The 17,987-nt window shown below is 69.3% G+C and carries 23 protein-coding genes; 4 read left to right on the top strand and 19 right to left on the bottom strand.

Going from position 1 to position 17,987, the window contains the following annotated elements; genetic code table 11:
* Nucleotides 1-11: 11 nt before the first annotated feature.
* Complete coding sequence (locus tag QQY66_RS10730) at nucleotides 12-617, bottom strand: helix-turn-helix domain-containing protein (RefSeq protein ID WP_301978918.1); 606 nt, start codon at nucleotides 615-617, stop codon at nucleotides 12-14.
* Between the two features lie 71 nt (nucleotides 618-688).
* On the bottom strand, nucleotides 689-1,372 hold the full coding sequence (locus QQY66_RS10735; RefSeq protein ID WP_301978919.1) for an antibiotic biosynthesis monooxygenase: 684 nt from the start codon (nucleotides 1,370-1,372) through the stop codon (nucleotides 689-691).
* Between the two features lie 102 nt (nucleotides 1,373-1,474).
* Between QQY66_RS10735 and QQY66_RS10740 the strand changes: the two genes are divergently transcribed.
* Nucleotides 1,475-1,828, top strand: a complete 354-nt coding sequence (locus QQY66_RS10740; RefSeq protein WP_301978920.1) for a putative quinol monooxygenase — start codon at nucleotides 1,475-1,477, stop codon at nucleotides 1,826-1,828.
* An 11-nt stretch (nucleotides 1,829-1,839) separates the two neighbouring features.
* Here the strand turns inward: QQY66_RS10740 and QQY66_RS10745 are convergent, their stop codons facing one another.
* From QQY66_RS10745 to QQY66_RS10755, 3 genes are all read right to left on the bottom strand, one after another.
* Nucleotides 1,840-2,199, bottom strand: a complete 360-nt coding sequence (locus QQY66_RS10745; protein WP_301978921.1) for a DUF3618 domain-containing protein — start codon at nucleotides 2,197-2,199, stop codon at nucleotides 1,840-1,842.
* Nucleotides 2,200-2,264: 65 nt separating this feature from the next.
* On the bottom strand, nucleotides 2,265-2,942 hold the full coding sequence (locus tag QQY66_RS10750; protein WP_301978922.1) for a hypothetical protein: 678 nt from the start codon (nucleotides 2,940-2,942) through the stop codon (nucleotides 2,265-2,267).
* Nucleotides 2,939-3,115, bottom strand: a complete 177-nt coding sequence (locus QQY66_RS10755; protein ID WP_301987761.1) for a hypothetical protein — start codon at nucleotides 3,113-3,115, stop codon at nucleotides 2,939-2,941. Before QQY66_RS10755 ends, QQY66_RS10750 begins: the two co-directional genes overlap by 4 nt.
* Nucleotides 3,116-3,257: 142 nt before the next feature.
* On the opposite strand from QQY66_RS10755, the gene dapA reads away from it, so the two are divergent.
* Nucleotides 3,258-4,154 (top strand): 4-hydroxy-tetrahydrodipicolinate synthase, encoded by an 897-nt coding sequence (dapA, locus tag QQY66_RS10760; RefSeq protein WP_301978923.1) that lies wholly within the window; start codon nucleotides 3,258-3,260, stop codon nucleotides 4,152-4,154.
* Nucleotides 4,155-4,243: 89 nt separating this feature from the next.
* Here dapA and QQY66_RS10765 read toward each other — a convergent pair whose 3' ends face one another.
* From QQY66_RS10765 to QQY66_RS10790, 6 genes are all read right to left on the bottom strand, one after another.
* Nucleotides 4,244-4,468 (bottom strand): hypothetical protein, encoded by a 225-nt coding sequence (locus QQY66_RS10765; RefSeq protein WP_301978924.1) that lies wholly within the window; start codon nucleotides 4,466-4,468, stop codon nucleotides 4,244-4,246.
* Between the two features lie 301 nt (nucleotides 4,469-4,769).
* Nucleotides 4,770-6,038, bottom strand: coding sequence for an MFS transporter (locus QQY66_RS10770; RefSeq protein WP_301978925.1), 1,269 nt, complete (start codon nucleotides 6,036-6,038; stop codon nucleotides 4,770-4,772).
* 611 nt (nucleotides 6,039-6,649) lie between these two features.
* Nucleotides 6,650-7,231 (bottom strand): dihydrofolate reductase family protein, encoded by a 582-nt coding sequence (locus QQY66_RS10775; protein ID WP_301978926.1) that lies wholly within the window; start codon nucleotides 7,229-7,231, stop codon nucleotides 6,650-6,652.
* Between the two features lie 66 nt (nucleotides 7,232-7,297).
* Entirely contained in the window at nucleotides 7,298-8,137 is an 840-nt protein-coding gene (locus tag QQY66_RS10780) for an AraC family transcriptional regulator (RefSeq protein WP_301978927.1), read from the bottom strand.
* A gap of 380 nt (nucleotides 8,138-8,517) precedes the next feature.
* A complete protein-coding gene (dapD, locus tag QQY66_RS10785) occupies nucleotides 8,518-9,513 on the bottom strand; it encodes a 2,3,4,5-tetrahydropyridine-2,6-dicarboxylate N-succinyltransferase (protein ID WP_301978928.1) in 996 nt (331 codons plus the stop codon).
* On the bottom strand, nucleotides 9,510-10,748 hold the full coding sequence (locus QQY66_RS10790; RefSeq protein ID WP_301978929.1) for an MFS transporter: 1,239 nt from the start codon (nucleotides 10,746-10,748) through the stop codon (nucleotides 9,510-9,512). The genes dapD and QQY66_RS10790 overlap by 4 nt, the downstream gene beginning before the upstream one ends.
* 92 nt (nucleotides 10,749-10,840) lie before the next feature.
* On the opposite strand from QQY66_RS10790, the gene QQY66_RS10795 reads away from it, so the two are divergent.
* On the top strand, nucleotides 10,841-11,734 hold the full coding sequence (locus QQY66_RS10795; RefSeq protein WP_301978930.1) for a winged helix-turn-helix transcriptional regulator: 894 nt from the start codon (nucleotides 10,841-10,843) through the stop codon (nucleotides 11,732-11,734).
* On the opposite strand, the gene QQY66_RS10800 is transcribed toward QQY66_RS10795, so the two are convergent.
* Entirely contained in the window at nucleotides 11,703-12,260 is a 558-nt protein-coding gene (locus tag QQY66_RS10800; RefSeq protein WP_301978931.1) for a TetR/AcrR family transcriptional regulator, read from the bottom strand. The two genes, QQY66_RS10795 and QQY66_RS10800, sit on opposite strands and share 32 nt — an antisense overlap.
* Nucleotides 12,260-12,580, bottom strand: a complete 321-nt coding sequence (locus tag QQY66_RS10805; protein ID WP_210575738.1) for a multidrug efflux SMR transporter — start codon at nucleotides 12,578-12,580, stop codon at nucleotides 12,260-12,262. Before QQY66_RS10805 ends, QQY66_RS10800 begins: the two co-directional genes overlap by 1 nt.
* Nucleotides 12,581-12,753: 173 nt before the next feature.
* Between QQY66_RS10805 and QQY66_RS10810 the strand changes: the two genes are divergently transcribed.
* Nucleotides 12,754-13,569 carry an AbfB domain-containing protein gene (locus QQY66_RS10810; RefSeq protein WP_301978932.1) on the top strand — a complete coding sequence of 272 codons (816 nt, stop codon included), beginning with the start codon at nucleotides 12,754-12,756 and terminating at the stop codon, nucleotides 13,567-13,569.
* Nucleotides 13,570-13,615: 46 nt separating this feature from the next.
* On the opposite strand, the gene QQY66_RS10815 is transcribed toward QQY66_RS10810, so the two are convergent.
* Genes QQY66_RS10815 through sufD form a run of 6 tightly spaced genes read right to left on the bottom strand, consistent with a single transcriptional unit; the run spans nucleotide 13,616 to nucleotide 17,952 of the window.
* A complete protein-coding gene (locus tag QQY66_RS10815) occupies nucleotides 13,616-13,948 on the bottom strand; it encodes a metal-sulfur cluster assembly factor (RefSeq protein ID WP_301978933.1) in 333 nt (110 codons plus the stop codon).
* Complete coding sequence (sufU, locus tag QQY66_RS10820) at nucleotides 13,945-14,412, bottom strand: Fe-S cluster assembly sulfur transfer protein SufU (protein WP_301978934.1); 468 nt, start codon at nucleotides 14,410-14,412, stop codon at nucleotides 13,945-13,947. The genes QQY66_RS10815 and sufU overlap by 4 nt, the downstream gene beginning before the upstream one ends.
* 16 nt (nucleotides 14,413-14,428) lie before the next feature.
* Nucleotides 14,429-15,685: a cysteine desulfurase gene (locus QQY66_RS10825; RefSeq protein WP_301978936.1), complete on the bottom strand. Its 1,257-nt coding sequence runs from the start codon at nucleotides 15,683-15,685 to the stop codon at nucleotides 14,429-14,431.
* On the bottom strand, nucleotides 15,682-16,446 hold the full coding sequence (gene sufC, locus QQY66_RS10830; protein WP_301978937.1) for a Fe-S cluster assembly ATPase SufC: 765 nt from the start codon (nucleotides 16,444-16,446) through the stop codon (nucleotides 15,682-15,684). Before sufC ends, QQY66_RS10825 begins: the two co-directional genes overlap by 4 nt.
* Before the next feature lie 7 nt (nucleotides 16,447-16,453).
* Nucleotides 16,454-16,771 carry a non-heme iron oxygenase ferredoxin subunit gene (locus QQY66_RS10835; protein ID WP_048585098.1) on the bottom strand — a complete coding sequence of 106 codons (318 nt, stop codon included), beginning with the start codon at nucleotides 16,769-16,771 and terminating at the stop codon, nucleotides 16,454-16,456.
* Entirely contained in the window at nucleotides 16,771-17,952 is a 1,182-nt protein-coding gene (gene sufD / locus QQY66_RS10840) for a Fe-S cluster assembly protein SufD (protein WP_301978938.1), read from the bottom strand. Before sufD ends, QQY66_RS10835 begins: the two co-directional genes overlap by 1 nt.
* Nucleotides 17,953-17,987: the final 35 nt, after the last annotated feature.

A 17,987-nucleotide genomic window follows, 5' to 3' on the forward strand; every position in this document is an offset into this window, starting at 1 on the left:
TGCGCTCCTGGTCACTGACTCTCGTGGGTGGTCTCGGGCTTGACCGTGGGATGGAAGGCCACGACGATCCGGTGGTCGCGACCGCCATCGGCGTCCGGGGCGTCGTACTTGCGGATCAGTCCGCTCACGCCGGCCGTGAGTTCCTCGATGAAGGCGGCCCGGTCGGCGGCCGACGCGAACCGCACCTCACCGTCCAGCGCGAAGGTGGCGAGGCGTTTGCGCGCCTTCGCCGCGCCGGTGATCAGCGAGCCGACGTCCCGGACGAGCCGGGCGCCGAGCGCCAGCAGCCAGCGCGCGGACAGCTGGTCCCGGAAGCGGTCCGGATCGGGCTGCACGGAGGCGAGCGCGAGCGGCGAGATGACGTACGACGCCGCGGTCGCTTGCATCAGCCGCTCGGTGACATTGCCCTTGCGGCGCTCTCCGGCCAGCTCGACCAGGCCGTGCCGCTCCAGCGCTTTGAGGTGGTAGTTCACCTTCTGCCGGGGCAGCCCCACCTTGCCGGCCAGCATGGCGGCCGACGCGGGCCCGGCCGCCAGTTCGGCGAGCAGCCGGGCCCTGATGGGGTCCAGGGATACGGCTGCGGCCTCGGGGTCCTCGATCACGGTCACGTCCAGCATGGGTCCACGGTCTCACCGAAAACTTTTTTTGTCCAGGAGAATCGAGTGATCGGTGAATGGCTCCCAGGCGCTCAGTCAGGTACGAGGCCGAGGGCATAGCGGTACCGGGTGCCGGTGAAACCCTTGAGACCGGGATACGCCCGTACCCGCTCCCACTCCGGCGATGCGGGTGCGTCGATGGCCTCGTCGTAGGTCTGATCGCTCTCCCACGCGGCGTAGTTGAGGACGTGCGTGCCGTCGGTGCTCAGGTGGAAGTGCGCCGAGATGAGCCCGCGGTCGCTCTCCGGCGTGGTGGAGGCACCCAGGACGGCGTCCACCCAGTCCCGCCGCTTGTCCGCGGCCTCCGGCTCGAAGTCGATCCGCACGGTCACGATGAGCCCGGGCACCCGGAGGTCGCCGGCCACGCGCTCATGGCTGCGGTAGCGCCGGTACCGGGCGAGCGCCACCCGTTCGATCCCCGGTACGGCGGTGTCGATCTCGTCGTTGCGCTCCTGCCGGTGGGTCCGCGCGAAGCCCTCGTACGCCTGCTCGCTCGCCCACTGCGAGTGGTGCAGCAGCGTGGAGCCGTCGTGCCCGACGTAGACGTAGTAGCCGTACAGGTCGGCGACGGGCCAGGGGCGGTGCTCCCAGGTGTGCGCGATCGCCTCGACGGTCTGCTTCTGCCGCTCGGGCGTCCCCACCCGCCACGTGCTGAAGAAAGGCGCGCCGACCTCCGGGCGCGTGAGGTCGGGGTGGGTGTCGGTACGGCGGGTCATGTCGGCCTCCTGATCGCTGGGCGATGCCTGTACCGACCACCCTCCGACCTCAACCAAGCTTCAGGTCAAGCCCGTTCCCGCCCGCGCACTACCGTCTCCCCCATGAACACACGCAGCGCGTCCGCGGGCATGACCGGCCGACTGATGACCATGACCGCGCACCCGGGCAAGGGCGAGGAACTCGCCGCCCTCCTGCTGAGGGTCGCGGAGGGACTGCACGGCTTCCCGGGCTGTGAGATCTATCTGATCAGCCGGGACTCGGCCGATCCGGACACGGTGCATGTCACCGAGGTCTGGCGGAGCGAGGCCGACGCGCAGGCGGCACTCGCCGCGTCGCCGACCGCCGGTGCTCCGGCGCCCGCGGACGTCCTCGCGCTGCTGTCGTCCCCGCCCCGCCGCACGGATCTCACCGTCCTCGGCGGAGTGGGACTCCCCGCGGCGGACGGCCGGAGCTGACGCGACGCGGCTCAGTGGTGGCCGTTGTGCCGCCGCCGCAGCAGGCCCGCCGCGACCACCGCGCTCGCGGCAGCCCCGGCGACGACGACCGGCCGGGGGTGCCGCCGGCCGGCCTGGACGACGTTCGCGACGGGGCGCGGGACGTTGTGCTCCACGGTGTGGCCGGCCTTGGTGGCGGTGCTGCGCAGTTGCACGGTCATCGCGCCGGCCTTGTCCTTGAGGTCGGCGGCGCGGGTCTTGAGGTGGGCCTTGTCGGCCAACTCCTCGACGGTACGGCCGAGTCGGCCCCTGGCGTGCTCGAGCTGCTGCCGCAGTTCCTCGGGCCCCTTGGCCCCGCCTCCCGTGACCTTCGGTGCTGTCCTGTCCGTCATCGGTGTGCCCTTCCCGGGTGGTGCCCTGCCTCTTCGGAACACCCGGGTACCCGCACCCGCCCCCGCTACCCCTTCCCGCCACCGCCCGTCCCGCGCTCGCCGAGCCGGGCCAGCTGGGTCTGGAACCAGTCGAGGCGGGCCTGCAACAGGGCTGCCTCCGCGACGAGTTCGGGCATACCGAGGCCGGCCGCCGAGACCGCCGTACCGCCACTCCCGGCGATCACCCGCAACCCCTCCCCGGCCAGCCGTGCGAACCCGGCGAGCGACACGGACGTACGACCGCGCACGCAGCCCGCGCAAGAGGGGGCCAGCGCGTACCAGCCGGGCCTGCCCCAGCCGGCGTCGGCGAGGGCCGCCGCGACGGCGCCGCACGCGCAGGGTCCGACGGTCGCGGTGCGCACCCGCTGCCGGGCGTACCGGAAGCCGCGCTCGAACCGGATGTAGGCGCCCAGGACGGAGACTTCGAGCAGCACGGCCGCGCGGTGCTCGGCGGTGGTGAGGAGCGCCTCGGCCGCCGTACGGTCATGCACGCAGTGGAAACCGCAGTCGCAGCGGCGGTGCGGCGCGCGGTGCCGCAGTCCGTAGACGCAGCGTGCCTCGTCGAGGACCCCGTACGGCAGCGCGCCGCCCAGCGACACACCGGTGAACCCGGCCCGGGTGCCGTCCTGGGACAGCATCGGGTGGGCGATCTTGTATCCGGTCGGCGGCTCCGTCGGGCGTTCCTCCGGAAGCCGCAGCCTCATCGGGCGGCCGGCACCTCTTCGGGCGCGGACGCCTCGACTTCCGTGATCTCTTCGGGGAGTTCGAGTTCTTCCTCGTGGTTGAGCGGCTGCTCTTCCGCGACTCCGGTGGCGAGTGCCTTGCCGAGCTTCATGACGCCTCCCATGACCTGCCGTCGGTTGACCGTCTGGGCCATGGTGACCCATGAGGGGCGGGCTTGGACATAGGGCCTTGGGACGATCGTGCGCTCGCCGTCCGCCGATGTCGCAGCAACCCTTAGCCATACCTCGTAGCAGAATTAAGTGGAGCTACGCGATCGCCCTGCCGAGACTACTGCCATGACGACTTCCGGCTCCCCCTTCGGCCGCGCCCTCTGCGCCATGATCACGCCCTTCACCGAGGAGGGCGCGCTCGACCTCGACGGCGCGCAGCGGCTCGCCGAGCGGCTGGTGTCGGAGGGCTGCGACGGACTGGTGCTCTCCGGTACGACGGGCGAGTCACCGACCACCACGGACGCCGAGAAGTCGGCGCTCGTCGCGGCGGTCCGGGAGGCGGTGGGCAAGCGGGCGTCGATCGTGGCGGGCGTCGGCACCTTCGACACCCGGCACACGGTCGAACTCGCGCTGCAGGCCGAAAAGGCGGGCGCGGACGGCCTGTTGGTCGTCGCGCCGTACTACAGCAAGCCCCCGCAGGACGCCGTCGAGGCCCACTTCCGCGAGGTTGCCGACGCCGCCGGACTGCCGGTCGTGCTGTACGACATCCCCGGCCGCACCGGCACCCGTATCGAGCCGGAGACCATGATCCGGCTAGCCGAACATCCCCGAGTCGTCGCGGTCAAGGACTGCGCGTACGACTTCCTCGGCACCCAAAAGGTCCTCTCCCGCACCGACTTGGCGTACTACGCGGGCTGCGACGAGCACAACCTCGCCCTGTACGCGGTGGGCGCGACGGGCTACATCAGCACGGTCGCGAACGTGGTCCCACGCCAACTCCGCTCCGTCCTGGACGCGTTCGACGCCGGAGACACGGCGGAGGCGGCCCGCCGCCAGCAGCGGGCCACTCCGCTCATCGAGTTGATGATGTCGTCGGGCCTGCCCGGCACGGTCACGACGAAGGCCCTGCTCGGCGAACTGGGCCTGCCCGCGGGCCCGGTCCGCGCCCCGCTGCGGCCCGCCGGCCGGGAGGCGGTCGACGGACTGCTGGCGACGTACGAGGAGTTCATGGCTGCCGGCTGATGCGAAAAGGCCCGGGGGCCGTACCGCATGAGTGCGGTACGGCCCCCAGGTCGGGTACGGGCACGGATCGGATACGGATACTGCCGGTGTCAGCCCCAGCGGTAGCCGTCGCCGAACAGCAGGAAGTGCTCCAGTACGTCCTCCATCGGGTCGTCCACCTGGCCGACGTTGATCAGGCCGACCCGAGGGCCGTTGTGCGAGGCCGTATTGGTCTCGTCGGCGTGCGCGGCACCCGCCGGGAGCCAGCACACCATCACCGCGGTGACCGCCCCCGTCAGCATCCGTGCCACGGTCCTCGCCCGCTCGTTCGTCATCGCTCAGTCCCTTGTTACGCGGTTCGGCAGTTGATCGGACGCTGCGTCCACCCGTTCATCTGCCTAAACCTTGATCAGGTCACGTTGAGTAACCCGATCGTGCGGTTCGAGCACTCGGTGTGTACCCGTACGAGTGGGTTCAGTTGTGGCTGATCGGGAACGCAGCCAGACGATGTCGTCGTGGGTCTCTCTCCTTGCGCAAGTTCCTGCAAGTTCCTGGCCTCCACGTGCCATTGGGCGCAAGATCGACCCGGAGAGCCCCGACGGCAAGTCGCCCACCATCTACCTGGACGAGTCTGTTTCAGGATGCCTTTCGGTCGGCGGGCTTCTCGATCCCGGTGGTCACCCGTGCCCCTCGGAAGAGCACCGGGAGCCACAGGAGACATGCCAGCAGGGGGACCGCGGCGTAGGTGGCCATGCCCACACTGGAGCCCAGCCCGTCCATGAGCGCGCCGAGGACGAGATAGCCGATGCCGATGAGCGCCGACTCCACGAATGCGATCATCGACAGCAGACTCGCCCGGTGGCGCGACGGCACGGCCTCGTTGAACACGTTGTCCACGATCACGGCGGTGATCTCGGGAATCCCGACCAAGGCCAGGAACGCGGCGATGGTGACCCAGACAAGGCCGAGGCCGCTGAGGCCGAGTGCCGCGGCGAGCGTCACAAGAGACACCGGGACCATGACCCGATACCCGATGCGCCGGTCCGCGCGGTCCGACAGCAGCGGAGTGAGCCCGCCGGCGAAGAATCCCGCCGATATGACCACGCTGACCAATGCGGTGCCCGCTCCCTGATCGGAGAGGGTCTTCTGCGTAAAGATGATGTACGGCGTCAAAGTCGCATGCATCAATCCGGACACCACGACAAGCGTCACGAGCGCCGGCGTGGCGACCCGAAGCATCGCCCGCCACGCTGTGGCGTCGCCGTGCTCCTCGGCTCCGTCCTGCTCGTCCACCGCGTCCACGCCGCGGATCTCGGGCACCCGTGACATCAGCACCACCACGGCCAGGGCGAGGCACGCCGCCGAACCGGCGTAGACGACTCCCCAGGAAATCTGCTGCAGTTGGCCGCCGAGGACGATGGCGGCTCCGGAGGTGACCGTCCCGAGCATGGTGAACCGGGACTTGATCTTGACGTAGCCGGCCGTTGCACCACGACGCACGAGCAGGTCGTACAGCAGGGCGGTGTCCGAACCGGACACACATGCCATGCCCACGCCCTGCCCGATGAACAGCGCCAGGAACACCCAGTAGTTGGAGAACGCCACCTGACCGAGCAGACATCCAGCTATCAGCACTTGGCCGGTCACGATGCCGGCACGCCTGCCGATTCGGTCGGCGATGACTCCCGTCGGCAACTCCGCAAGTCCGCTGACCAGGTAGAGCAGCGTCTGCAGCAGGGCCACTTGCCCGGCGGAGAAGCCTCGCTGATAAAGGAAGATGACGAATACGCCGCGCTGGAACAGCGTGTTGGCGAGCACGGCGTATACGTAGAGCGGGCGCGTGACACTTCGTGCTGCATCGTCGACTGCAGCCGACCCGCCAAGGGCCTCCGTGGTGCCGGTCATGCCGCGGGCTCCCAGGCAGCCATCGCGGGCTCTACGAGGCCCGTGCGCAGCTGCTCAACGCCGTCTGTGGCGCATCCCACTACCCCAACTACCCCGCAGTGCTTCACCCGTCCACTCCCCCGCCCGCAACATCACGAACTCAACTGCCCGTCAGCGTACGGTCGCTGAACCACGCGTGCCCGATCGGACGGCGGTCTACGGGGAGCCACGGGGAATGTCGGGGAGGCACGCAGAAACTCCCAGGTCAGCAGTGCGCTTGACTGGGTCATCGAAACTCCGGGCCAAAGTCGCTACGCCGACCTCGAAACTCCGGTGGATGGTGGCTGGCGCTTCGGTCCCGGGGTAGGTGTCGAGGTCTTCCGAGGATGGAGGTTCCTACGCCGCCCATCCGGAAGACCTCGACGTGCCTGGGCGTGCCGGGTCCTGGAGGCCGATGACGGCACCGAGGGCTGGTGACGATCCGCCGGTTGAGCTGAACTTGCCGCGGGTGAGGTGCTGGGGCGGATCGGCGTCGGCTGCCCGACCAGGGACAGCGATGCGCAAACGCAGCCGGAGGCCCGATCTTGTGTCACCGTTCGCAGTGGACTTCTTCGCGTACCCGCTCAGATCGGTCAACGTCGCACCCGATAGCGCAGGTGAAGCACCCGGTTGCCCTGAATCACCACGTCAGGATCCTCCAACAGGTGCTGCGCGTGGACCGACCCGAAGTAGCGCTTGCCGGACCCGAAGACGACGGGTACGACATCCATGCGCACCTCGTCGACCAGGCCTGCGGCAAGCACCTGGCCGCCGACGTCGCCGGCGGCGACCTCGACGATGCGGTCACCCGCAAGCTCCTGCGCCTTGGCCACGGCTGCCTCGACGCCGTCGACGAAGTGAAACGGCGCCTCGGGGTCCCAGCCCTCGGGCTGCGGCCGGTGCGTCACGACGACCACGTGGTCGATCCCGCTCGGAGGCTTCCCGTCCCAGCCGTCCGTCAGGTCGAAGACGTGGCGGCCGGCGATTGTCGCCCCGATCTGGTCCCAGTACGGCCGGGTGTAGTCGTAGGACGTCTGCGACACCTTCAACTCGCCGCTCTCGTCCAAGGGGACGTCACCGCTGGTCAACCAGTCGAACAGCGGTCCGGGCTGGTCGTTCTCGTCCGCGACGAAGCCGTCCACCGACACCGAGCTGTACATGACTACTTTGCCCACGGGGCGCTCCTTTGCTTGGGGTGCCCTCAAAATTAGCGTGGCGTGAGCTGTCGCTCTTGTAAGAAATCAATCGGCCGGCAGCGGCCAGCCGTCCAGCGTGTGGCCGGGATGTTCGCGCAGGAACCGCCGCCGGACTTCGACGTACCGGGTCGGCGTGAGCCCGGTGAACGCCCGGAACTCGTGGCCGAAGTGGGCCTGGTCGAAGTAGCCTGCGCCACTGGCGAGCTCGCCCCAGTCGATCGGTCCGACGGGATTGATCGCGAACACGGTGGCGGTGAAGCGGTAGGTACGGGCCAGCCGCTTCGGCGTGACGCCGATGAGCTCCTTGAACCGCTGTGCCAGATGAGTGCTGCTGACACCGGCTGCCACGCTCAGGTCGCCGATCGGCGCCGCCCCGCTGGTCGCCGCGATGACGCTGCTCGTATGGCGGACCAGCCCCAGGCCGGCGGTCTCGCACAGCCGTCGCATCAGCTCCTCCTCGAGCAGCGTCAGCATCTCGTGCGGTCCGTCCGCCGTGGCCAGCCGGTCTCGCAGCTCAGCAATGGCGGGCCGGCCCCAAACCTGCTCTACCGTCACTGGCCGGTCACACAGCTCGACCGCGGGCATCGGCAGGAACGGCGCCAGCCCCCACGGCTTGACGTGCACACCGACGGACCGGGTCCGGGGTGGGTAGTCGAACTCCCACGCGCGGGTGGGCATGGCGACCACGCAGCCATCGGCGTACTCGGCCGTCTCGATGTCGGTGCCGGCGCGGATGCGGAACGGCGCCCCGAGGTTGACGATGAGCAGCGCCGACGGCGCCGGCGGCAGCGTCAGCCGGGCGTACGGCGACGCACCCTCCAGGTAATAAAGGTCGTCGATCAGCCCGTCCAGCGGCGGTCGCGGCACTCTGGACACGTACTCCACGCGCACAGTATCGCCGACGCCCCGCCGGCATCGCGCGCCGGGATGGTCCAGCCGCGCTGCACGACTCCGATCCGACCAATGCCACTCAACGTGAGCCATAGGGCTGCGTGTCTGACCCCGTGACAACGCGGACAGACGGCGGCGGACGAACACGGACTCCTACGGACCATCGCAGCAGACCAGATGCGCACTGGCCCAAGGTCGGCCGCCCGCCCAAGTCACTTCGGGACGAAGTGGATGCTCGCGCACGAGCGCCCTCCCGGGCCTTCCTGGGCCGTGGAAGGGCGCTCCACGATGACCAGCGCCGACAACTGCCGGCAGCTCAGCGGCAGGTCAGGGCGCTGATCGGTAAGGCGGCCGCAAGTCACGGCCGCCCACCATCAGTTGTGGCTGTGCAAGATCTCGTTCAGGCCGCCCCACACCGCGTTGTTCGGGCGGGCCTCGACCGTGCCGGTGACGGAGTTGCGGCGGAAGAGGATGTTGGAGGCGCCGGACAGCTCGCGGGCCTTGACGATCTGCCCGTCGGGCATGGTGACGCGGGTGCCGGCGGTGACGTAGAGGCCCGCCTCGACCACGCACTCGTCGCCGAGCGGGATGCCGACGCCCGCCTCGGCGCCGATCAGGCAGCGCTCGCCGATGGAGATGATCACGTTGCCGCCGCCGGACAGCGTGCCCATCGTGGACGCGCCGCCGCCGATGTCCGAGCCGTCGCCCACGACGACACCCGCGGAGATACGGCCCTCGACCATCGACGTGCCGAGCGTGCCGGCGTTGAAGTTGACGAAGCCCTCGTGCATGACCGTCGTGCCCTCGGCGAGGTGCGCGCCCAGGCGGACCCGGTCGGCGTCGGCGATGCGGACGCCCTTGGGCGCCACGTAGTCCGTCATGCGCGGGAACTTGTCGACGGACGTCACCTGGAGGTGCAGGCCCTCGGCGCGGGCGTTCAGGCGCACCTTCTCGATGTCGTCGACGGCGACCGGGCCGAGCGACGTCCAGGCGACGTTGGCGAGGAAGCCGAACATGCCGTCCAGGCTCTGGCCGTGCGGCTTGACCAGGCGGTGGGAGAGGAGGTGCAGGCGGAGGTAGACGTCGTGCGCGTCGGTCGGCTTCTCGTCGAGCGAGGCGATGACCGTACGGACTGCTACCACCTCTACGCCACGGCGGGCGTCCGGGCCGATGGCCTTCGCGGCGCCCTCGCCGAGCAGTTCCACGGCCCGCTCGGTGGACAGCCGCTCGGTGCCGGACGGGCCGGGCTCGGCCGAGAGCTCCGGCGCGGGGAACCAGGTGTCGAGGACGGTGCCGTCGGCGGCGATCGTGGCGAGGCCGGCGGCAACGGCTCCGCCGGTGGTGGTGCTGGGTGCAGTCATGTCGGTCATGAGGGCAACCTAACCGGCGGGGGGCGGGGTGGGCCAACCGGTGGGGGCGGCGTCTCAGGTGGCGGGCCGCTCGGGGTGGCCGTGGGTGCCGGGCGGCCCGTGGCTGCCGCCAGTACGGCCATGGCGGCCACCGCGCCGAGTCCCGCGCACAGGGGCCACAGCATCCCGGGTGCCCTCTCGTACAGCGCCCCGCCCAGGGGTGCCGCCAGGACCACGCCGCTGATGGACACTCCGGCGTAGAGGGACTGGAAGCGGCCCTGGACGTGCTCGGGAGCCTGGTCGGCCACATAAGCCGTCGCCGTTGTCTTGTAGAGCAGTTCGCCGAGGGTCAGGAGGGTCATCATCGTCACCGCCGTCACCAGGCCCGCGCCCAGCAGCAGCACGCCGTATCCCGCGGCCACGAGCAACAGGCCGATGCCGACGATCCGCAGCGGCGACCGTCGCCGCAGCGCCAGCGCCGCGGGCAGCTCCAGGCACAGCAGCACGGCGCCGTTGATCGCGAGCAGTGCCCCGTAGGTGCGCGTGTCCATGCCGTGGTCGGCGAGGAAGAGCGGGTAGGTGGAGTACTGCTGCCGGTAGACCACGTCGGTGACCAGGATCGCCGCGAGGAGGATCAGTACGGCCGGGCGTGCGCGCAGTTCCGGCCAGACCCGGCCGGTACCGCCGCGGGTCCGTGCGGCGCCTCGCGGTGGGACCACTCGGGCTGTCCAGCAGGCCAGCGTCAGGCTGCCCAGGCCTTCGGCCACATAGAGCCAGTCGTACGAGAACCTGGTCGCGACCACCGCGCCGAGCAGGGGGCCGACGGTGAAGCCGCCGTTCGCCGCCGCCCGTACGACTGCGAAGGCCTGGCGACGCGACCCCTCCGGCACGATGACGGCCACGAGCGCCGAGTTGGCCGCCCGCTGGACACCGGCGGCGTACTGGCACAGGGGCAGTGCGGCGTAAAGGGCCGGTGCCGGGAGGAGGGGGACAGCGGCCAGGAGCAGGCCGGATGTGATGGCTCCGGTCAGCAGTACGCAGCGGTGTCCGAAGCGGTCGCCGTACCAGCCGCCGGAGAAGTTGCCCGCGAGCAGACCGATGCCGCCGATCCCGCTGAGCAGGCCGGCCTCTGCCGTGTCGAGGCCCCGGGGCCCGGTGAGGTAGAGGAAGAGATAGGCGAAACTCATGCTCACGGCCATGTTGGCGAAGGTGCCGCAGGCCAGTAGCCAGACAGTTCTCGGTATGTCCTTGAGCACGCATCTCCCTAGTGAGTTTCTTTTGGGAACTCACTGTGTCAGCATGACAGCCTCGGGTCAACGACGACCGGTGGCGGAAGGGACGGACGGCCATGGCGCGCAGGACTCGCCTGGAGGACTCCACCTGCGCCATCGCACAGGCCTTGGACGTCGTCGGCGACTGGTGGACCCTGCTGATCGTCCGGGACACCGCGCGCGGAGTGCACCGGTTCGACGAGCTGCAGCGTGAAATCGGGCTGTCCAGAAAGGTGTTGACCGAGCGGTTGCGGCTTCTGGTGGAGGCCGATGTGCTCGTTCGGGTGCCCTATCAGGAGCGCCCTGTCCGGTACGAGTACCGGCTCACCCCCCGGGGTCTTGCCCTGTTGCCCGTACTCGTCGCCCTTCAGGACTGGGGGGATGCCTGGGTTCTGGGGGACGGGAGCACGACGGCCACCGCGGCGGAGGCGTCCGTCGAGGCGCGGCGGGTGCACGAGTTGACGGGCACGCGGGTTCCCGAACTGCACCTCGCCGATGACGGCGGGGAGTTGCGCGATCCCGTCGCGGCGGAGAGTCCGTTCACCGTTCTGTACTGCTTTCCGGGGGCCTATGCGCGCGCCGACTCCTATCCGCCCGGGTGGTCGGAGATTCCCGGCGCGCCGGGCTGCACTCTGGAGTCCTGTGCCTACCGGGACCGGCTCGGTGAGTTCCGCGCGGCGGGGGCGAGTGTGCACGGGGTGTCCACTCAACGTCCGGACGAGCAGCGGGCGTTCGCGGAGAAGGAACGGCTGGGGTTTCCGTTGCTGTCGGACTCCGGACTGGCCCTGGTCGCGGGGTTGCGGTTGCCGACGTTCCGGGCGGCGGGGGCAGACCGGCTGAAGCGGCTCACACTGGTCGTCGACCGGGAGCGGGTCGTACGGGACGTGCAGTACCCGGTCACCGATGTGGTGGGGAGCGTGGCGGCGGCGCTGGCCGTCGTCAAGGGGCTTGGCGCGGGCCAGAGGAAATGATCCGCGCCAGTACCTCGCGGGCGTACTCCTCATCGTACGTCTCATCGGTGAGAAGTACCTGGAGGCAGATTCCGTCCAGCAGCGCGACCAGGGCGCGTGCGGTGACCGGGTCCGTGCGCGGGGTGAGGCGGTCGGCCAGGTCCTGGGCCCATTCGGCGGCGACGGGGCGGAGGGCGGGGCGGCGCAGGGCGGCGAGGTAGAGCTCGCACTCCAGTTCCACGCCGGTGCGGTCGCCCGCGAGCCATTCGCCCATCCCGGCGGCGAGTTCAGAGGCCAGGTCGGTGTGCGGGTCATCCAGGGCGCCGCGTGAGGCGACCACCTTGGCGAAGCCCTCGTTGGCCTGGCGTAGGGCGGCGACCATCAGATCGTCCAGGGTCTTGAAGTGGTACGTGGTGGACCCCAGCGGTACGTCGGCCTCCGCCGCGACCGTGCGGTGGGTCAGTCCGGCGAGACCGCTGCGCCCTACGACTCGGATGGCGGCGTCGATGATCCGCTGGCGGCGTTCGGGGTCGTAGCGCCTGGCCATCAGTGCGCTCCCCCGAGGTTCAGCACCACCACGCCGCCCACGATGAGCAGGATTCCGGCGACCTTCGTGAAGGTCAGCGCCTCGTCGAACAGCCAGAGCCCGAGGACGGCGATCGTCGCGGTGCCTACGCCGGCCCAGATCGCGTAGGCCGTGCCTATGCCGACGGTCTTGAGTGTCTGGGCCAGCAGGGTGAAGGAGACGACATAGCCGAGGAACGTCAGAAGGGACGGCCAGAGCTTGCTGAAGCCGTCGCTGTACTTCATGGCGGTCGTCGCCGCCACCTCGGCCGCGATGGCGCCGATGAGGGTCAGATATCCCATGTGTACGAGCGTACACAACCGGTGGGACGGCGCCGACCCCGAATGCGGAAACCGCTCTCGCCAAAGGGGCTGCTCCCGGCCCCATTGGTCCACTACTGTTTCACCGTTCACATACCGGGTCTTCGCAGCCGCGGCCTGCCCTGTCGTTCATGGGCGCCGCTGAAGGACAGCGCATGCCAGACACCACGCCCCGCCCTCCGCGGAACCAACCCTGGGAGAACGGCTGGGTCCCTGACACCTCCCGGATACCGGGAACGCGACGCCTCTGGCTGGCCGGCACCCTCGCGGTGGCCACCGTCGCCGCGTGTGTCACGGCGATCGTCATGACGGACAGGGGAGTTGACGAAGCGTCGGGCACACCGGGGACCCCCGTCAACGCGACCCTGCCCGGCCTGATCTCCTTCGGCTCGCCCTCACCGAGTACGACGGCTCCCCCGAAGGGCAAGGGCGGCCTGTCCTCCCCTGAGCCCACGACGAAGGCACCGTCCCGGCACAGCTCCACGCCCACGCCCTCCGCCAGGCCGTCCAAGTCGACGGCACCGGAGGAGAGTTCACCGGCCCCCGTCTCCCACTTGAAGTCGGTCCGCGCGGTCAACTACCCCGACCGCTATTGGCACGCCACCGACGACTACGTGGCCCTCGACACGATCACCTCCGCCTCCGCCGCCGAGGACGCCACCTTCAAGGTGGTCAACGGCCTTGCGAAGTCGACCTGTTACTCCTTCGCCACCGCCGACGGCGGCTACCTGCGCCACCGCAACTTCGTCCTGCGCTCCGAACGCGACGACGGCTCCCCCCTCTTCGAACAGGACGCCACCTTCTGCCCCCGCCCCGCATCCTTCTCCGGAGCGGTCATGCTGGAGTCCGTGAACTACCCCGGCCGCTTCCTCCGCCACCGGAACTTCGTCGTCCGCCTGGAGTCGTACGACCACACCGACCTGTACCGCCGGGACTCGGCGTTCCGGGTGGTGGCAGGCCTCAAGGACTGAGGCCCCCGGATTCGCTCCAGGGGCCTCAAGACGAAAGGGCGGCTGCTCAGACGTTGAATCCCAGCGCCCGCAGCTGCTCGCGTCCGTCGTCCGTGATCTTGTCCGGGCCCCACGGCGGCATCCAGACCCAGTTGATGCGGAGTTCGTTGACGAGGCCGTCCGTGGCGGACTTGGCCTGGTCCTCGATGACGTCCGTCAACGGGCAGGCCGCGGAGGTCAGGGTCATGTCGATCGTCGCGATGTTGGCGTCGTCGATGTGAATGCCGTAGATCAGGCCGAGGTTGACGACGTCGATACCCAACTCGGGGTCGACGACGTCGTACAGCGCCTCGCGGAGTTCCTCCTCCGAGGCCGGCTTCATCTGGGCCGTGTCGCTCATGCCGTCTTCCTTTCAGCGGCGTCGGAGCCCAGCGCCTGGGCCGTCGCATCCTTCCACGCCATCCAGCTCAGCAGCGCGCACTTCACCCGGGCCGGGTACTTGGAGACACCGGCGAACGCGACCGCGTCCTCCAGCACCTCCTCCATCACGTCGTCGGGCTCGATCTTCCCCTTGGACTGCATCAGCTCCAGGAAGGTCTCCTGGATCTTCTGCGCGTCGGAGAGGTCCTTGCCGACCAGCAGTTCGTTCAGGACGGACGCCGAAGCCTGGCTGATGGAACAGCCCTGGCCCTCGTACGAGACGTCCTCGATCTTCGTGCCGTCGTACTTCACACGCAGGGTGATCTCGTCGCCGCACGTCGGGTTCACATGGTGCACCTCGGCGTCGCCATCCCTCAGACCACGCCCGTGCGGGTTCTTGTAGTGGTCCAGGATGACTTCCTGGTACATGGAATCCAGTTTCACCGTTTCAGCACGCCCCTCAGCCGAAGAAGTTCCGTACGTGCTCCAGGCCGTCCACCAGAGCGTCGATCTCGGCCGGCGTGGAGTACAGATAGAACGACGCTCGCGTGGTCGCAGGAATTCCGTACCGGAGGCAGACCGGCCGCGCGCAGTGGTGGCCGACGCGGACCGCGATGCCCTGCTCGTCGAGGACCTGGCCCACGTCGTGCGGATGGATGTCGCCGAGCGTGAAGGAGATCGCGGCGCCCCGGTCCTCGGCCGTCATCGGGCCGATGATCCGCAGGTCAGGGACCTCCGCAAGGCGCTTGACCGCGTACTCGGTGAGCGCGTGCTCATGGGCGAGGATCTTGTCCATGCCGATCGCGGACAGGTAGTCGATCGCCGCACCCAGCCCGACCGCCTGCGCGATCGGGGGCGTGCCCGCCTCGAACTTGTGCGGGGCCGGAGCATAGGTCGACGAGTGCATCGACACCGTCTCGATCATCTCGCCGCCGCCGAGGAACGGGGGGAGATCCTCGAGCAGCTCCTGGCGGCCCCACAGCACGCCTATGCCGGTCGGGCCGCACATCTTGTGGCCGGTGAAGGCGACGAAGTCGGCCTGGAGGGCCTGCACGTCCAGCGGCATGTGCGGCGCCGCCTGGGAGGCGTCGATGCAGACGAGAGCGCCGACCTCCTGCGCGCGGCGGATGATCGTCTCGACCGGGTTGACCGTCCCGAGGATGTTCGACACCAGCACGAAGGAGACGATCTTCGTCTTCTCCGTGATGATCTCGTCGATGTTGGAGAGGTCGAGGCGGCCGTCGTCGGTCAGGCCGAACCACTTCAGCTTCGCGCCCGTGCGCTGCGACAGCAGCTGCCACGGGACGATGTTGGAGTGGTGCTCCATCTCCGTGATGACGATCTCGGTCTCGTGGTCCACCCGGTAGGGCTCGTCGGCCCAGCCGAGCATGTTCGCCACGAGGTTCAGCGACTCGGAGGCGTTCTTGGTGAAGATCACCTCGTCGCGGCTGGGCGCGTTGATGAACGCGGCGACCTTGTCGCGCGCGCCCTCGTACAGCGCCGTGGCCTCCTCGGCGAGCACATGCACACCGCGGTGGACGTTGGCGTTGTAGCGCTCGTAGTAATCACTGAGTGCGTCCAGTACCTGGCGCGGCTTCTGCGAGGTCGCCGCGTTGTCCAGGTACACGAGCTTCTGACCGTCGTGGACCGTACGGTCCAGGATGGGGAAGTCCTTGCGGATCGCCTCGGTGTCGAGGAGGCCCGGCAGCAATGTCACGCTGATGCGCCGCCCTTCGTGTAAACCTCGTAGCCCTCGTTCTCCAGCTTGTCGGCGAGCTCGGCGCCGCCGGACTCCACGATGCGGCCGGCCGAGAAGACGTGGACGTAGTCGGGCTTGATGTAGCGCAGGATGCGCGTGTAGTGCGTGATCAGCAGGGTGCCGACCTCGCCGGTCTCACGGACGCGGTTGACGCCCTCGGAGACGACGCGCAGGGCGTCGACGTCCAGGCCGGAGTCGGTCTCGTCGAGGATCGCGACCTTCGGCTTGAGCAGCTCCAGCTGAAGGATCTCGTGGCGCTTCTTCTCACCGCCGGAGAAGCCCTCGTTGACGTTGCGCTCGGCGAAGGCGGGGTCCATGTTGAGGCGCTCCATGGCCTCCTTGACCTCCTTCACCCAGGTACGCAGCTTGGGGGCCTCGCCGCGGATCGCCGTGGCGGACGTACGGAGGAAGTTGGAGACCGAGACGCCGGGGACCTCGACCGGGTACTGCATCGCCAGGAACAGGCCCGCGCGGGCGCGCTCGTCGACGGACATCTCCAGGACGTCCTCGCCGTCGAGCAGCACGGTGCCGCTGGTGATCGTGTACTTGGGGTGACCCGCGAGCGAGTAGGCGAGAGTCGACTTGCCGGAGCCGTTCGGGCCCATGATGGCGTGCGTCTCGCCCTGCTTCACGGTGAGGTCGACGCCCTTGAGGATCTCCTTCGTGGCGTTGTCGGCCTCGACGGTGACGTGCAGGTCTCGGATTTCAAGCGTTGCCATGGGTGCCTCAGGACTCCTGGGTGAGGGAGACGAGTACGTCGTCCCCTTCGATCTTTACGGGGTATACGGGGACGGGGCGCGTCGCGGGGAGGCCGGACGGCTTGCCGGTGCGGAGGTCGAAGCTGGAGCCGTGCAGCCAGCACTCGATCTGGCAGTCCTCCACCTCGCCCTCGGAGAGGGAGACGTTCGCGTGGGAGCAGATGTCGTGGATCGCGAACACCTCGCCCTCGGTCTGCACGACCGAGACCGGCGTACCGTCGAGTTCCACCCGCTTCGGGGTGTCCTCCTCCAGCTCGCTCAGCCCACAGGCGCGTACGAACGTCATCAGACGGTCGCCTCCAGCTCCTCGTCGATCTTCACGAGAAGGCGCTCTTCGATGTCGTCGACGCCGATCTGCTGGACCAGCTCGGCGAAGAAGCCGCGGACCACCAGGCGGCGGGCCTCGTCGGCCGGGATGCCGCGGGCCATCAGGTAGAAGAGCTGCTCGTCGTCGAAGCGGCCGGTGGCGCTGGCGTGCCCCGCGCCGACGATCTCGCCGGTCTCGATCTCGAGGTTCGGCACGGAGTCGACACGGGCGCCGTCGGTCAGAACCAGGTTCCGGTTCATCTCGTACGTGTCCGTGCCCTCGGCCTTGGCCTCGATGAGGACGTCGCCGATCCACACCGCGTGGGCGTCCTGGCCCTGGAGCGCACCCTTGTAGGCGACGTTCGACTTGCAGTGCGGGACGTTGTGGTCGACCAGGAGGCGGTGCTCCTGGTGCTGGCCGGCGTCCGTGAAGTACAGGCCGAAGAGCTCGGCCTCGCCGCCGGTCCCCGCGTACTGGACGCGCGGGTGGAGGCGTACCAGGTCGCCGCCGAAGGTGACCACGACGGACTTGAAGGAGGCGTCGCGGCCGATCAGCGCGTTGTGCTGGCCGACGTGGACGGCCTTCTCGTCCCAGTCCTGGACCGACACGACGGTCAGCTTGGCGCCGTCGCCCAGGACGTAGTCGACATTGGCGCCGAGCACGGCGTCACCGGTGTGGTCGATGACGACAACTGCCTCGGCGAAGGCGCCCAGCTCGATGACCTGGTGGCCATAGGCGATCCCGCCCTCGCCGTGCACGGCGATCCGGATGGGCTCGGTGAGCACCGTCTCCTTGGGGACGGTGACCACGCCGGCCTTCTCGAACGCTGAGTACGCCTGGGCGGCGACGCGGTCCACCGGGGTGCCGGCCTTGCCGATCCGGGCGTCGTCACGGCCGACGGTCTCGACGATGACGCCCTCGGGGGCGTCGATGTCGACCTTCACGCCGTCACCGGTGGCGACCGCGGTGCCGTCGTGCAGCCCGCGCAGGCGCTCCAGCGGCGTGAACCGCCACTCCTCCTCGCGGCCGTGCGGGACCGGGAAGTCCGCCACGTCGAAGGACGGGGGCGCGCTCATGCGCGTGGCGACGGTCGACTCGGCGGCCACCGCGATCTGGCCGGCGGTGGTGGATCCCACCGGAATGTTCTGAGCCTCAGCCATGGCTGTCGGTCTGCTCTCTTCCTACGTGTTGCGAT

The sequence above is a fragment of the Streptomyces sp. DG2A-72 genome, assembly GCF_030499575.1.
Classification (GTDB): domain Bacteria; phylum Actinomycetota; class Actinomycetes; order Streptomycetales; family Streptomycetaceae; genus Streptomyces.

Excerpts from the sequence above, each read along its gene's own strand:
- QQY66_RS10730 (WP_301978918.1), bottom strand. The coding sequence starts at position 617 with ATGCTGGACGTGACCGTGATCGAGGACCCCGAGGCCGCAGCCGTATCC.
- QQY66_RS10735 (WP_301978919.1), bottom strand. The coding sequence starts at position 1,372 with ATGACCCGCCGTACCGACACCCACCCCGACCTCACGCGCCCGGAGGTC.
- QQY66_RS10740 (WP_301978920.1), top strand. The coding sequence starts at position 1,475 with ATGAACACACGCAGCGCGTCCGCGGGCATGACCGGCCGACTGATGACC.
- QQY66_RS10745 (WP_301978921.1), bottom strand. The coding sequence starts at position 2,199 with ATGACGGACAGGACAGCACCGAAGGTCACGGGAGGCGGGGCCAAGGGG.
- QQY66_RS10750 (WP_301978922.1), bottom strand. The coding sequence starts at position 2,942 with ATGAGGCTGCGGCTTCCGGAGGAACGCCCGACGGAGCCGCCGACCGGA.
- QQY66_RS10755 (WP_301987761.1), bottom strand. The coding sequence starts at position 3,115 with ATGGCCCAGACGGTCAACCGACGGCAGGTCATGGGAGGCGTCATGAAG.
- dapA (WP_301978923.1), top strand. The coding sequence starts at position 3,258 with ATGACGACTTCCGGCTCCCCCTTCGGCCGCGCCCTCTGCGCCATGATC.
- QQY66_RS10765 (WP_301978924.1), bottom strand. The coding sequence starts at position 4,468 with ATGACGAACGAGCGGGCGAGGACCGTGGCACGGATGCTGACGGGGGCG.
- QQY66_RS10770 (WP_301978925.1), bottom strand. The coding sequence starts at position 6,038 with ATGACCGGCACCACGGAGGCCCTTGGCGGGTCGGCTGCAGTCGACGAT.
- dapD (WP_301978928.1), bottom strand. The coding sequence starts at position 9,513 with ATGACCGACATGACTGCACCCAGCACCACCACCGGCGGAGCCGTTGCC.
- QQY66_RS10795 (WP_301978930.1), top strand. The coding sequence starts at position 10,841 with ATGGCGCGCAGGACTCGCCTGGAGGACTCCACCTGCGCCATCGCACAG.
- QQY66_RS10800 (WP_301978931.1), bottom strand. The coding sequence starts at position 12,260 with ATGGCCAGGCGCTACGACCCCGAACGCCGCCAGCGGATCATCGACGCC.
- QQY66_RS10805 (WP_210575738.1), bottom strand. The coding sequence starts at position 12,580 with ATGGGATATCTGACCCTCATCGGCGCCATCGCGGCCGAGGTGGCGGCG.
- QQY66_RS10810 (WP_301978932.1), top strand. The coding sequence starts at position 12,754 with ATGCCAGACACCACGCCCCGCCCTCCGCGGAACCAACCCTGGGAGAAC.
- QQY66_RS10815 (WP_301978933.1), bottom strand. The coding sequence starts at position 13,948 with ATGAGCGACACGGCCCAGATGAAGCCGGCCTCGGAGGAGGAACTCCGC.
- sufC (WP_301978937.1), bottom strand. The coding sequence starts at position 16,446 with ATGGCAACGCTTGAAATCCGAGACCTGCACGTCACCGTCGAGGCCGAC.
- QQY66_RS10835 (WP_048585098.1), bottom strand. The coding sequence starts at position 16,771 with ATGACGTTCGTACGCGCCTGTGGGCTGAGCGAGCTGGAGGAGGACACC.
- sufD (WP_301978938.1), bottom strand. The coding sequence starts at position 17,952 with ATGGCTGAGGCTCAGAACATTCCGGTGGGATCCACCACCGCCGGCCAG.